This window comes from Pararhodospirillum oryzae, assembly GCF_007992075.1.
In the GTDB taxonomy this organism is placed as follows: Bacteria; Pseudomonadota; Alphaproteobacteria; order Rhodospirillales; family Rhodospirillaceae; genus Pararhodospirillum; species Pararhodospirillum oryzae.
The window spans coordinates 1-13,246 of record NZ_BJZO01000056.1 but is presented as its reverse complement, the minus strand read 5'-3'; the positions used below and the strand labels follow the sequence as shown (position 1 = coordinate 13,246).

13 protein-coding genes and 1 other RNA gene are annotated in these 13,246 nt (G+C 67.3%); 8 read left to right on the top strand and 6 right to left on the bottom strand.

The genetic code is table 11. The annotated features are described in order from the left end of the window. Positions 1-7: 7 nt before the first annotated feature. Positions 8-1,435 carry a pentapeptide repeat-containing protein gene (locus ROR02_RS10715; protein ID WP_218032805.1) on the top strand — a complete coding sequence of 476 codons (1,428 nt, stop codon included), beginning with the start codon at positions 8-10 and terminating at the stop codon, positions 1,433-1,435. A 66-nt stretch (positions 1,436-1,501) separates the two neighbouring features. Here ROR02_RS10715 and recR read toward each other — a convergent pair whose 3' ends face one another. The 4 genes from recR to ffs form a co-directional block, all read right to left on the bottom strand. Then, positions 1,502-2,101, bottom strand: coding sequence for a recombination mediator RecR (gene recR / locus ROR02_RS10710; protein ID WP_147164020.1), 600 nt, complete (start codon positions 2,099-2,101; stop codon positions 1,502-1,504). Between the two features lie 25 nt (positions 2,102-2,126). Further along, positions 2,127-2,444, bottom strand: coding sequence for a YbaB/EbfC family nucleoid-associated protein (locus ROR02_RS10705; RefSeq protein ID WP_147164019.1), 318 nt, complete (start codon positions 2,442-2,444; stop codon positions 2,127-2,129). Then, positions 2,441-4,348, bottom strand: a complete 1,908-nt coding sequence (locus ROR02_RS10700) for a DNA polymerase III subunit gamma/tau (protein WP_147164018.1) — start codon at positions 4,346-4,348, stop codon at positions 2,441-2,443. Before ROR02_RS10700 ends, ROR02_RS10705 begins: the two co-directional genes overlap by 4 nt. Before the next feature lie 68 nt (positions 4,349-4,416). Further along, positions 4,417-4,514: signal recognition particle sRNA small type (gene ffs, locus ROR02_RS10695), an RNA gene on the bottom strand. 232 nt (positions 4,515-4,746) lie between these two features. Here ffs and ROR02_RS10690 point away from each other — a divergent pair. Next, a complete protein-coding gene (locus tag ROR02_RS10690) occupies positions 4,747-5,193 on the top strand; it encodes a SufE family protein (protein ID WP_147164017.1) in 447 nt (148 codons plus the stop codon). Positions 5,194-5,263: 70 nt separating this feature from the next. Here ROR02_RS10690 and ROR02_RS10685 read toward each other — a convergent pair whose 3' ends face one another. After that, the gene (locus tag ROR02_RS10685; RefSeq protein ID WP_147164016.1) at positions 5,264-6,091 is read right to left on the bottom strand and encodes a hypothetical protein; all 828 of its coding nucleotides are present in this window, start codon (positions 6,089-6,091) and stop codon (positions 5,264-5,266) included. 551 nt (positions 6,092-6,642) lie between these two features. Between ROR02_RS10685 and ROR02_RS10680 the strand changes: the two genes are divergently transcribed. The 6 genes from ROR02_RS10680 to ROR02_RS10655 all read left to right on the top strand — a co-directional run bounded on the left by ROR02_RS10680 (position 6,643) and on the right by ROR02_RS10655 (position 12,799). After that, positions 6,643-7,509, top strand: coding sequence for a DUF4743 domain-containing protein (locus tag ROR02_RS10680; protein ID WP_147164015.1), 867 nt, complete (start codon positions 6,643-6,645; stop codon positions 7,507-7,509). A 114-nt stretch (positions 7,510-7,623) separates the two neighbouring features. Next, on the top strand, positions 7,624-8,601 hold the full coding sequence (locus ROR02_RS10675; RefSeq protein ID WP_147164014.1) for an HpcH/HpaI aldolase/citrate lyase family protein: 978 nt from the start codon (positions 7,624-7,626) through the stop codon (positions 8,599-8,601). Between the two features lie 136 nt (positions 8,602-8,737). After that, positions 8,738-9,691, top strand: a complete 954-nt coding sequence (locus ROR02_RS10670; protein WP_170245075.1) for an acetyl-CoA carboxylase carboxyltransferase subunit alpha — start codon at positions 8,738-8,740, stop codon at positions 9,689-9,691. 31 nt (positions 9,692-9,722) lie between these two features. Next, on the top strand, positions 9,723-10,442 hold the full coding sequence (locus ROR02_RS10665; protein ID WP_147164012.1) for a Crp/Fnr family transcriptional regulator: 720 nt from the start codon (positions 9,723-9,725) through the stop codon (positions 10,440-10,442). 163 nt (positions 10,443-10,605) lie between these two features. Then, complete coding sequence (locus ROR02_RS10660) at positions 10,606-10,803, top strand: YgaP family membrane protein (protein WP_147164011.1); 198 nt, start codon at positions 10,606-10,608, stop codon at positions 10,801-10,803. Between the two features lie 190 nt (positions 10,804-10,993). Beyond that, positions 10,994-12,799: an oxygen-binding di-iron domain-containing protein gene (locus tag ROR02_RS10655; protein WP_147164010.1), complete on the top strand. Its 1,806-nt coding sequence runs from the start codon at positions 10,994-10,996 to the stop codon at positions 12,797-12,799. Between the two features lie 86 nt (positions 12,800-12,885). Here the strand turns inward: ROR02_RS10655 and ROR02_RS10650 are convergent, their stop codons facing one another. After that, positions 12,886-13,086, bottom strand: coding sequence for a heavy-metal-associated domain-containing protein (locus ROR02_RS10650; RefSeq protein WP_147164009.1), 201 nt, complete (start codon positions 13,084-13,086; stop codon positions 12,886-12,888). Between the last annotated feature and the right edge of the window lie 160 nt (positions 13,087-13,246).

The following is a 13,246-nucleotide window of genomic DNA, read 5'->3' as shown; positions in this document are numbered from 1 at the left end:
GTGGGCGGTGGCGTGGCGGTGGGGCCTTTTGGTGGCGATCGCCCTGGGGGTTGCCGATCTCGCCGGGGTTTTTCCGTTCTATCGGGGTCTCTGGGAGGCACTGTCGATTCTGGGTGCCTTGTACGCGAAGGTGCAAGGCGAGATGCTGGCCTGCGCGACCGCGACCTGTCCCCCCGATGTCAGCGGCGCCTTCAAGCAATTGCAATCGCTTGTGCTGGGAGCGGGGGGTGCTTTGACCCTTTACTACCTCGCCAAACGCTCGCATGCGCTGCAAAAGACGGCGGAGGCCAATCTGGCCGCCATCGAGAAGCGCACCGAGGAACTGGCCATGACCCGGCGCGACCATCTGAGCAAGCGCTTTTCGGAATCGGTCAAGCAACTGGGGGATGACAAGCTGGCCATCCGCCTGGGGGGCATCGCCGGGCTGGCCGCCGTGGCCCAGGAAACCAACGCCAAGGCGGATCAGGTCATAGTGTGCGACGTGCTGTGCGCCTATGTCCGCATGGAGCGGCCGAAAGCCGAGGGCCCGGACGCCTCCCCCAGCGACGATCCCCCCCGCGAAACGGCGCTCCCGGAGGATATCAAATCCATTCTGTCCGTGCTGTCCGCCCGGTCGTCTGCTTTCACTGCCGGCTTTCGACGTGATTTGAGCGGGGCCGACCTGAGGGGGGCTAATCTGGTCGGGGCTGACCTGAGCGGGGCCGACCTGAGGGTCGCTAACCTGTTAGGGGCCGACCTGAGTCTAGCCAACCTGAACCAAGCCAACCTGAGCGACGCCTACCTGAGCGGGGTTTACCTATTTAATGCCAACCTGAGCGAGGCCGACCTGAGCGGGACCAATCTGAACTGGGCCGACCTGAGCAAGGCCGACTTGAGCAAGGCCGACTTGAGCAAGGCCGACTTGAGTGGGGCCAACTTGAGTGAGGCCAAAGTAATGGGAATCAATCTAAGAGGGTCAAACCTGAGTGGGGCCGACCTGAGCGAGGCCAACCTGAGTGGGGCCGACCTGAGAAAGGCCAACCTGAGTGGGGCCAACCTGAGCCAAGCCAACTTGAGTGGAGTCAGGCTAAGCAATGCCAACCTGAGTAAGGCTTATCTGCTCTTGGCCAACCTGAACTGGGCCAACCTGTTCGGAGCCAACATGAGGGAGGTCGACCTGAGGAACGCTTATCTGCTCTTGGCCAACCTGAACTGGGTCGACCTGTTCGGAGCCGACCTGAGCTTGGCCGACCTGAGGGAGGCCAACCTGAGCGGGGCCAACATGATGAAGATCGACCTGAGAGGGGCTAACCTGAGCGGGACCAATCTGAACTGGGTCGATTTGAGCAAGGCCAACCTGACCGGGGCCAAGGTTACCAGGGAACAGCTTGAAGCGGCGGAATCGCTGGAAGGGGCGATTGGCCTGCCAGAATCCACCGATTCCCCCGCTTCCTGACCCTTGCGTCTCGCGCCGGGCCGTGGCGAGAGGCGGGGCCTCCGACGGGCGCCTCTCTCGCGGGCGTTATCCCTGCAAGGGGCGGCGGGCGGTGAGGGCGGCGTTGAGGGTGCCGTCGTCCAGGTAGTCCAGTTCACTCCCCAGGGGCACGCCGTGGGCGAGGCCGGAAACGATCAGGCCCGGGCGTTCCAGGCGGTCGGCCACCACATGCGCCGTGGTCTGGCCCTCCACCGTTGCCGGCAAGGCCAGGATGATTTCGCGCACCTGGTCGGGGCCCAGGCGGGCTTCCAGGCGCTCCAGGCCCAGGTCGTCGGGGCCGATGCCGTCCAGGGCCGACAACAGTCCCCCCAGCACATGGTAGCGGCCGCGAAAGGAGCCCGTGCGTTCCAGGGCCCACAGGTCGGCCACGTCGCGCACCACGCAGATCAACCCGGCGTCGCGGCCGGGGTCGGCGCACACGGCGCAGGGGGTGGTGGTATCGATATTGCCGCACACCGGGCAGTCGCGCGCCGTTTCGGCCACCAGCGCCAGCGCGTCGCGCAGGGGCTCCAGCAAGGCGGCGCGCCGGCGCAGCAAAACCAGCACCGCGCGCCGCGCCGAGCGGGGGCCCAGGCCCGGCAGGCGGGCCAGGGTTTGAATCAAGCGGTCGATCGCCTCGCCCGGCACGGCCGTGGCTTTCGTCGGGCGGGCGTTAGAACGGCATGCCTTCGGGCAGCTTCAGGCCCCCGGTCACTTCCGAGATCTTGGCCTTGGCCGCTTCGTCCACCCGGCTCTTGGCGTCGGAGAACGCGGCGATGATCAGGTCTTGCACCGTCACCGCCTCGTCGGGGGAAAGGATCGACGGATCCAGGGTCACCGACTTGATGTCGCCCTTGCCCGTCAGGGTGATTTCCACCAGGCCCCCCCCCGAGCGGCCGGTGATCTCCATGGCGCCCAGGGCTTCTTGCGCTTCGGCCATGCGGCTTTGCATCTGCTGGGCGGCCTTGAGCATCTGACCGATGTTCTTCATGAGTCATCCTCTGTCGTGAAGGGGTCGAAAAAGTCGGCGTCGAAAACCGGGGCCTCGGCCAGGGGCATGCCCTCGGCGCCCAGGGCCTCGTCATCGTTGGTCGCGTTCACCCGCACCGTGCCCAGCGTCGCCCCGGGGAACGTGGCCAGGATCGCCTGAATCAGCGGGTGGGCATGGATATCCGCCTCTTGCGCGTCGTGCAAGGTGGGCTGGCCCGGCTGGTCGCTGATCGATACCAGCCAGCGCCGCCCGGTCCACGCCGACAGCAGGCCGCCCAGTTGCCCGGCCAGCGCGCGCGGCGCGGCGGGAAGGGGGTGGATGTCGAGCACCGCCGCGTCGGGATCGTAGCGGACCAGACGCACGTCGCGGCTGAGGTGGCTCGCCAGCACCGCCTCGCGCCGGGTACGCACCAGATCGACCAACCGCGCGAAGGTGCGCGGGATCGCCACCACGTCTCCGGCCGGTGCCTGAGCCGCAGCCGGCTGGGCCGGGGCCGGGCGCGCATGGGTGCCGGCCATGGCGCGCAGGGCCGGCGCCGCCGGGGGGGGCGGGGAGGGGGGCGCGGGCTCGGGGCGTGACGCCCGCGCGCCGGAAGCCGAGGGGCCGGCCCCGCCAGGCGAGCCGCCCCCGCCAGGTGCTCCGGCCGCACCGGTCGCACCGGTCGCACCGGCGCCCCCGCTGGCCAGGCGGCGCAAGGCGTCCTCGGGCGTGGGCAGGTCGGCGGCATAGGCCAGGCGGATGAGGGCCATTTCCACCGCGCGCAGGGGCACGGGCGCGTCGCGGGCGTCTTGCAGGCCCTTGAGCAGGATTTGCCAGGCCCGGTTGAGCACGGCCATGGACAGGCGCCCGGCCAGCGTGGTGGCGCGGGAGCGCTCGGCCTCGGGCACGGCGGCGTCGTCGGTGGCCTCGGGCACCACCTTGACCCGGGTCATCCAGTGGACAAGCTCCAGCAGGTCTTGCAGCACCACCAGGGGATCCACCCCCAGGGCGTATTGCTGGCCCAACCCTTCCAGGGCCGGCGCGATCCGCCCCGCCATCAGGTGTTCCAGCAGGTCCAGCACCCGGGCGCGGTCGGCAAGGCCCAGCATGTCGGCCACGCGGGCTTCGGAAACCGGGCCGCCGGCGTGGGCGATGGCCTGATCAAGCAGCGACAGCCCGTCGCGCACCGAGCCATCGGCGGCGCGCGCGATCAGGGCCAGCGCGCCCTCCTCGACCTCGGCGCCTTCCTGAACGGCGATGCGCGCGAAGTGGGCGCGCAAGGTTTCCACCCCCACCCGGCGCAGGTCGAAGCGCTGGCAGCGCGACAGCACGGTGACCGGCACCTTGCGCAACTCGGTGGTGGCGAAAATGAACTTCACGTGCGCCGGCGGCTCTTCCAGCGTCTTCAACAAAGCGTTGAAGGCGGCGGTCGAGAGCATGTGCACTTCGTCGATGATATAAACCTTGGTCCGGGCAATGGCCGGGCGATAGCGCACGCCTTCCAGGATTTCGCGCACGTCGTTGACGCCGGTGCGGCTGGCGGCGTCCATCTCCAGGACATCGACGTGGCGGTCCTCGGCGATGGCGCGGCAGTGCTCGCACTGGCCGCATGGCGTGATGGTCACGCCCCCGGTGCCGTCGGGGCCCACGCAATTGAGAGCGCGCGCGATCAGCCGCGCGGTGGTGGTCTTGCCCACGCCGCGCACGCCGGTCAGCATCCAGGCCTGGGCCAGCCGCCCCGAGGCGATGGCATTGGTCAGGGTCTGGACCAGGACATCCTGGCCAATCAGGGCATCGAACGACGTGGGACGGTATTTGCGCGCCAGCACGCGATAGGCGGCCGGGTCCCCCTCGGTGGAGGAACGAGACGCACCCGGTCCGGCATCAGAGGCCGGCGAGGAAGAGGGATTTTGGAGCTCGGTCATGCCGTCTGCCAGAGGCGGCCGGGAGGACAGGCCTCGGGGGAACCCCCGGTTGGGCCGTCCTGGGCGAGAAGTGGAAGACTGGACACGACCCGCAAAGAACCCGTTACGGCTGCTTCCTTCCGGACCTGACCGGGTTGGCGGGGATCGCGTCCGCGCCAGCCTTCCGAGGCGGTGTATAGCCCGGGTGCGCGGCCCTGGCAAGCCCCTTGTTTGACGGTTTTTTGATGGGCGCTTGGCCGGGGGCGGGTTTGGCGTTAGAGTCCACCCGGGAAAAGGGGGGACCACTTTTCCCGAAAAGACGAACTCGAACAAAGAGATCCGGAGCCCGTCCGCGTTCATGCGCAACGGATGGACTCGCAGGACTCAAGGCATCCCTGGCCCAGGGCAAGGAGACCAAGGTGACCGACCTGAGCACCCTGACCGTTGACGGTCTGGCTGAAACCTTCGCGCTGTTCGACGATTGGGAAGACCGCTACCGCTATCTGATCGACCTGGGCCGCGCCCTGGAGCCGTTCCCCGAGGCCGCGCGCACCGAGGCGCACCGGGTGCAGGGCTGCATGAGCCAGGTGTGGCTGGTGCCCCTGGTCGATCCCGGCCCGCCGGTGCGGCTGCGGTTCCTGGTGGATTCCGATGCCCACATCGTGCGCGGCCTGGCGGCGGTGATGATGGTGTTGTTCTCGGGGCGCACGCCCCAGGAGATCCTGGCCACCGACGCCGACGAGGCCCTGCGCGCCCTGGGGCTGGAATCCCACATCAGTCCCAACCGGCGCAACGGCGTGGCCAGCATGGCCGCCACCATCAAGGCGGCGGCGCAGGCCGCCCTCGACGCCTCCCCCACCTCCTGACCGGGGCGGGGGTCCGTCGCTCCCCGCCGGCGGCGCCGACTCGCCCTCCTTGGGGGCGTTGGCGCGGGCGTCAGGCGTTGCGGGTGCTGGGGCGGGCGCGGTCGGCGGGGGCCAGGATTTCGTCCCAGGTGGGATCCAGGTCGCTACCGTTCAGGAACCCGCCAACCCGCCGGGCGCAGGCCTGCGCGGTGCGCGCGGCGATGCCCTCGGGGTCGGCGCGGCGGTTGCCTTCGAAATCCTGGGCCAGGTCGGCCAGGCCGTCTTGCACCTGCTGGGCGAAGGTCCAGGGGTCGCCGTTGGTGGCCGCCTGCCACACGACGCCAAGCGCCATGCGCTCGACCAGGCCGGACAGCGCGCGCCGGTTGGCCAGAACCGAAACATCGGGGGTGGCGGCCTGGTCGGACTCCGGGGTGGGGCTGGCATGGCAGCGGGTAATGCCGGTGATGAGGCGCACCACGTCGCGGCGCAGGCGCTCGGTGGCCAGGGTCTTGGCGCGCTGCATGCGCCCTTGCTGGGCGAACAGGGCCACCAGGATCAGCAGGGCGACAATGCCCAGAAGGGCGGCGCCCACCGTCTGGCCCCGTCCGGCCAGGACCATGACCGCCGACATGCCCGCCGAGCCCAGGAAGGCCCCGCCCACCCCGATGATCTTGGTGAGCAAGGTGGGGGCCACGCTGATGGTCAAGGGCGCCGTGACCACGAACAAGGTCAGGCCCGACAACGGCCCCACGCCATAAAAGCCCAGGCTGTCCAGCGGGTTGATGATCATCCCCTCGGTTTGGGAGGCCCGGGCGATCACATGCTGGATTTCATCGTACACCGGAATGCCCAGGAGCCCGGCCAGGGTCACGGCGGCGGTCAGGGCGATCAGATTCGCCAGGGCGTGCGGGACGCTCATGGGGGTCTCTCCCTTCGGGCGTGCCGGAGGCCAGCGGCTTTTCCGGCCGGCGGCGACACGCGAAACAGACAAATCCTCGGGCAAGGCGCCGGGGCGTGAAGGGACGCGTTCCGTCCGGCCCTGCGTTTTCCGAAGAGCCGGTCAGCCTGCTTGGCAAGCTGCCTCGGATGGCCCGGCGGAAATGAAAATCAAGACACCGTGAATGAAAGCGCGCGGCCGCGCCTTGTCCCTGAGCTGTCATCTTGCCACCCATGGGCGCCGGGGGCAGTGATCGGGCTCACAGAAGGGATGCGGCGCAAAAAATCCACGTTCTCCGTCCGGGCCAGGAGGGGCGAAGCGCGACTTGGAACATGGTGAGGAAGCGTTTCATACAATTGTTTTAATTGCCTGAAAAATCGAGCCGGGGCACAACGGGGGGGACTTCGGAACCGGCCCGACGATCGGGTGTGTTGACAAGGGGCCGTTTCGTTGGTCGGTTTGAGGCAGGGCCGCGCGGCGCGGGACGTGCCCGGCGGGCGCGCCCCCGACAAGAACGAAAAAGGATCAAGACGGTGGGTTATCTTTCGCATGTCCGGGCGTGCAACACCCATGACCTGACGGGATTCGTGGGGTTCTTCGTCGAGGACCAGCGCGTGGGCTGGGTGCGCCCGGCCCTGGCCCGGCGTCTGGGGGCCTTTGGCCGGGTGTTCGAAGGCGGCGCGGACGGGCTGGCCCTGGCGCCCACGCTGCAAACTCCCGAGGCGCGCACCCGCGCCGTGGCCGACGTGATCGCCCGACTGGCCGAGGATGGGGTGTTGCCAGCGCCTCGGGGGGAGCTGTACCGGGTGGGGCAGGGCTGGAGCGCGCCCACCTTGATGCTGCTGGACCGCGCCGTGGTGCCGACCTTTGGCGTGCGGGCCTATGGGGTGCATCTCAACGGCGTGGTCGGCGTGGGCGGCGAAACCAAGATGTGGGTGGGACGGCGCAGCCCCGACAAGGCGGTGGCTCCGGGCAAGCTGGATAACCTGGTCGCGGGCGGCCAGCCGGCCGGCCTGACCTTGCGCGAAAACCTGCTGAAGGAATGCGCCGAGGAAGCCGACCTGCCGGCGGGTCTGGCGTTGCAGGCCGTGGCCGCCGGGGCCCTGACCTATTGCATGGAAACGCCCGCCGGCCTGCGCGTTGATACCCTGTTCATCTATGACCTTGAGCTGCCGGCCAGTTTCACGCCCCGCAACACGGATGGCGAGATCGACGAGTTCATGCTGTGGCCCCTGGGCCGGGTGCTGCAAACCGTGCGCGACACCGATCTGTTCAAGTTCAATGTCTCGTTGGTGCTGATCGATTACGCCTTGCGCCATGGCCTGATCGATCCCGACGCCGAGCCCGATTACATGGCGCTGGTGGCGGGGATGCGCGCGCCCCTTCCCGTGGGGGGATAAGCGGACCCCCGGGGTGGGGCTTGCCATTCCCGCGCGCGCCTTTCATTGTTGCCGGCGTGCGATAAACCAGGCGCGCCACCGGTGGGGGGTGCGTCCCAACGATGGGAACAGGACATGAGCTTCACGATCGTCAACCAGGCCCCGGCTCGTCTCAATCGTTCCGAGCAGGCGGTGCCTGGCTCCAATACCAAGTTCTTGCAAAAAGCGGCGACCGGGGATGCGGACGTGGTGTTCCTGGACCTGGAGGACGCGGTGGCGCCCAGCGAAAAGCCGCAGGCCCGCAAGAACATCGTCGCCGCCCTCAACGAATACGACTGGTCGGGCAAGACCGTTTCCCTGCGCATCAACGGGCTTGATACCCCCTACATGTACCGCGACCTGATCGAGGTTCTGGAAGGGGCGCCGGGCAAGCTGGACCTGATCATGATCCCCAAGGTGGGCACGGCGGCCGACGTTTATGCCGTCGATGTGCTGGTCACCCAGATCGAGGACACCATGGGGGTGGACAAGCGCGTGGGATTCGAACTGATCATTGAATCCGCCCTGGGCATGGCGAACATTGACGCCATCGCCGCCGCGTCGCCGCGCAACGAGTCGTTGCACTTCGGGGTGGCGGATTACGCGGCCTCGACCAAGGCCCGCACCACCGGCATCGGCGGGCCCAACGCCGACTATGGCGTGCTGACCGACACCCTGGCCGACGGCACCCGCGCCTATCACTGGGGCGACATGTGGCACTACGCCATGGCCCGCATGGTGGTGGCGGCGCGCGCCAACGGCCTGCGGCCGGTGGACGGGCCGTTCGGCGACATCAAGGACGCGGAGGGCTACAAGGCGCAGGCGCGCCGCGCCGCCGTGCTGGGCTGCGAAGGCAAGTGGGCGATCCACCCCAGCCAGACCGCGCTCGCCAACGAGATCTTCACCCCCGACGAAAAGGAAGTGGCCTTCGCCCAGGCCATCCTGGACGCCATGGAACAGGCCAAGGCCGAGGGCAAGGGCGCGGTGACCCTGGAAGGGCGCCTGATCGATATCGCCTCGATCAAGCAGGCGCAGGTCCTGGTGGACAAGGCTCGCCAGATTCGCGGCGCCTGATCCGTCCAACGGGAGGGCGGGCGGCCAGGGCACCGGCGGGAGACGGGCGACAGGGCATTTTCAACCCTTCGCGTCGTCCCCTGGCTGTGCTACGCAAGGCCCCCGCCCCCTTTTTTTCAGCCGAATGTGGACCGCCATGCATTTTCTGGATTTCGAGAAGCCGGTTGCCGAACTGGAAAGCAAGATCGAGGAACTGCGCCATCTGTCCGACGCCGACGGCATGAACATTGCCGAGGAAGTCGGGCGCCTTCAGCAGAAGGTCGAAAAGCAGCTAAGGGCGGTGTACGCCAAGCTGACGCCCTGGCAGAAGACCCAGGTGGCCCGCCACCCCGAGCGGCCGCACTGCCTGGACTATATCAAGGCCCTGTTCACCGACGTGACTCCCCTGGCCGGCGACCGCCTGTATGGCGAGGACCAGGCCATCGTCGGCGGCCTGGCCCGGTTTCGCGGCCAGGCCGTGGTGGTGATGGGCCAGGAAAAAGGCCACGACACCGACACGCGCCTGCGCCACAACTTCGGCATGGCGATGCCCGAGGGCTATCGCAAGGCCCAGCGTCTCATGGATCTGGCCGATCGCTTCCGTCTGCCGGTGCTGACCTTGGTGGACACGGCGGGTGCCTATCCCGGGGTGGGCGCCGAGGAGCGCGGCCAGGCCGAGGCCATCGCGCGCACCATCCAGGCCGGCTTGAACCTGCGCGTGCCCATGATCACCTGCGTGATCGGCGAGGGCGGATCGGGCGGCGCGATCGCGATTGCCACCGGCAACGTGGTGATGATGCTTGAGCATGCCATTTACTCGGTGATTTCGCCCGAGGGCTGCGCCTCGATCTTGTGGCGCAGCGGCGAAATGGCCCAGCAGGCCGCCGAGGCCCTGCGCCTGACCGCCCAGGATCTGCTGGAATTCAAGGTCATCGACGAAGTGATCCCCGAGCCGCTGGGCGGCGCGCACCGCGACCGTCACGCCATGTTCGAGCAGCTGGGCGCGGCCTTCGAGGGGCACTTGCGCGAACTGACCCCGGTGGAAGGGGGCGTGCTGCGCGCGCGCCGGCGCGAAAAGTTCCTGCGCATGGGGCGCGAGGGGCTGAACTGACCCAAACCGGGGGAGCGGGCGGGGGGACATCATGACGCGAGGGGAACCGCGCGCGGACAAGGACACCCCCCCGGCCTCGGGTCCGGGACTGGTCGCGGCGGTGCTGGAGGCCTTTCCCGCCCTGCAAGCCCTGGAGGGCCCCGAACGCGCCCTTCTGGCCGAGGGACTGGGGCGGGTGGTGGTGCCGGCCGGGCAGGAGGTTTTCCAGGCCGGCGGGCGCTGCCCCGCCTTTGTCCTGGTGCTGGAGGGCAGCATCAAGGTCAGCAAGATCTCGGAAAACGGGCGCGAGATCGTTTTGTACCGGGTCGAGCGCGGCCAGACCTGCGTGCTCACCACCGCGTGCCTGATCCTGGGCAGCACCTACGATGCCGAGGGGGTCACGGAAAATCCGGTCCTGGCCGCGGCCCTGCCGGCCGGGTCGTTCGCGCGTCTGATTGAAATGTCCTCGACATTCCGGCGCTTCGTGTTTTCCGCCTATGCCGTGCGGCTCACCGATTTGCTGATGCTGGTCGAGGAAGTGGCCTTCGGGCGCATTGACGAACGCATGGCCCAGGCCCTGCTGACCCTGAGCCAGGGCGGCCAATGGAATGGCACCCATCAGGATCTGGCGTTCGAGCTGGGCACGGCGCGCGAGGTGGTCTCGCGGCAGTTGAAGGAATTCGAGCGGCGCGGTTGGGTGACGCTGGCGCGCGGTTGTGTTACGGTGCGCATGCCCGAGGCTCTGGCAGCCTTGCGCCGCCAGGGGAGCTGATCAATCCATCCCTGGGCCTGGGCAGCCGGGAAACGCGTGACCGGTCGCGAACGTGATCTAGTCACGGACAGGGCGATCCCGGCGGCTTATAGAAGGCGCGTGCTCTTCATCCTGGAGGTGCCGGTTCGTGGCCGGCGCCCCGTCATCCCAAAGGAGTGTCCCCATGCTGAACTTTCCCAAGAATGTCGGTGGCGTGGATCGTGCCATTCGCGCGATTGTCGGTATTGCGCTGATCTTGATGGCTGTGACCGGCAGCGTTGGCGCCTGGGGCTGGATCGGCGTCGTGCCGCTGTTCACCGCGATCTTCAGCTTCTGCCCGGCCTACATCCCGCTCAAGATGAACACCTGCAAGAAGGACTAATCTCCTCTCTTGCGGGCGGGCCCCGAGGAGGGAAGGCGGCTTGCCGGGCGCGAGCCGCCTTTTTTCGTGGGCCTTGAGTGCCGTCCCCCGCAAACGGGGTTTCTCTTGTGGTCGATCGGGTGCATCCTTTTCTTTTCGTTTTTTGTCCCGGCCTGGAGTCGGGGCAAGCGGAAGGTGGAAACGGGAGATCATGCAGGCGATCGGACTGGACGGGATTACGGCGGCTCAGGCAAATGACGCGATTGAAATCGCGCATCGGGTGTGGTGGGTTGGCCATTATCTGGAAGACGATCCCTTCCAGTGCCACGTTTATTTAATCGAGCACGGTGATCAGTCGGTTTTGTTCGATCCGGGCTCGGCCCTGACCTTCCGTCATACCTTGCGCAAGATTGGCCAGGTCATTCCCTTCGGGCACATCCGCTATTTCGTCTGCCACCACCAAGATCCCGACATCACCGGCGCGCTGCCCCTGATCGACCAGATCGTGGACCGGGACGACGCGGTGATTGTCACCCATTGGCGGGCCGAGGCCCTGTTGCGCCACTACGGACTCTCCTTGCCTTTCTGGCGGGTTGAGGATCATGACTGGGCCCTGGACCTGGGCGGGCGGTGCCTGGAGTTTGCCTTCACGCCTTATGCCCATTTCCCGGGAGCCTACGTGACCTTCGACGGGACAACGGGCACCTTGTTTTCCAGCGACCTGTTCGGGGGATTCACCGACGGCTTTTCGCTGGTTGCCCGGGATGAAAGCTATTTCGAGCATCTGCGCCCGTTCCATGAACACTACATTCCCGGGCGCGACATCTTGCAAAACGCGCTGGCGGCCATTCGGAAATTCCCCCTGAAGCTGATCGCGCCCCAGCACGGATCCTTGATCCCCGAGCACCTGATCGGGTTCATGGTCGAACACCTGGGCTTGTTGGAATGCGGGCTGTATCTGATGGCCAGCCATGATTCCAACATCTCCCGATTGATGACCTTGAATCGGGCGTTGCGCGATTTTACCGAAACCATGATCCTCACCCGCGATTTCCAGGACATCGCGCGGGCGTTGTTCGATATCGTCAACCGTTTCTTGTCGGTCAGCCGTTTGGAATTTTACGCGCGCGCGCCCAACGGGGAAATCGTGCTGCTCTCCCCCGAGAACCGCTATCGCGGGCGGGTCGAGGTGGATGTGCCCCCGGTCCTGCGGCCGTTCCTGGAGCGCTGCGAGCCATGCGACCTCTCGGAAGGGGCGTCTTCTCCCTCGGCATCGGGGCCGGTCGTCCTGCCGCCGGGTGCCCTGGGCGACGAACGCTCGGTTCTGGTTCTGCCCCTGGGTTTCTACCCCGAATCGGTGATCGGAGCCCTGGCCCTGCTGACCTTGGAGCAGCCCCTGGCGGGACTGGAGGGCCACGAAAAGGTCATCAACCAGATGACGGACCCCTTGCAGGTCGCGGTCGAGCGCGAAGTCCTGCACCGGACCTTGGACCAGGAGCGGCAACGCTTTTATGAAACCTCGATTCGCGATCCCCTGACCGGCCTGTTCACCCGTTACTACATGCAAGAAACCCTGCGCCGGCTGCTGGATCTGAACGACCGCGATCCCCATGCCAGCGTGGGCGTGGCCCTTTTGGATCTCGACCACTTCAAAAACGTGAACGATCTTTTCGGACACGGCACCGGGGACCTGGTGTTGCGCACCCTGGCCGAGTGCCTGGTCCGGGTGTTGCGTCCCTCCGATCTGGCGGTGCGCCTGGGGGGGGAGGAATTCGCCGTCTTTGTCATGGGCGTGGACCTGGACAGCCTGGAAAACATGGCCGATCGCCTGCGCTTGTCGGTTTCGGTCCTGCGCCTGGGGCCTCCCTTGGGCAACCGGGGGATCACCGCCAGTTTCGGGGTGGCGGTGCGCGCGCCCGGCGAGACGCTGGCGGCGTTCCTGGAACGCGCCGACCGCGCCTTGTACCGGGCCAAGGAGGGAGGGCGAAACCGGGTCTGCCGGGCGGATCCGCCGTGAGGCCAGACGGATCCGTTCCGGCGGATGAACAAGGTGGCTCAAGGAAAGGCAGCCCCTGGTCCAGCCTGCTTGGACCGGAAGGCCCTTCAGGCGCCGACCGGTTCCGCCTCGTACCCCGCATCCTTGAGCGCGGCCCGCAAGGCGGGGGCGGGCAGGGTGCTGGTGATCGAAACACGGCGCGTGCCGAGATCGCAGGCAAGCGTGGCATGGGGATCCGCCGCCTTGATCGCCTGTTCGATCGCGGCAACGCAGTGCCCGCAGCTCATGGTGGGAACGCTGAATTCCATGGAAGGACCTCCTTGGCAGTGGGAAGGACTCCGTGATGAGGCTTCCAGCAGGGGGAAGGTCAAGGGAGATCGTGCACGGCCCGATGGGGCGCCAGGGCAATCGAATGAACCGATTGATGGTGTGGACGACCGCTGCCCACCGGCATCGAAGTGCCATAGC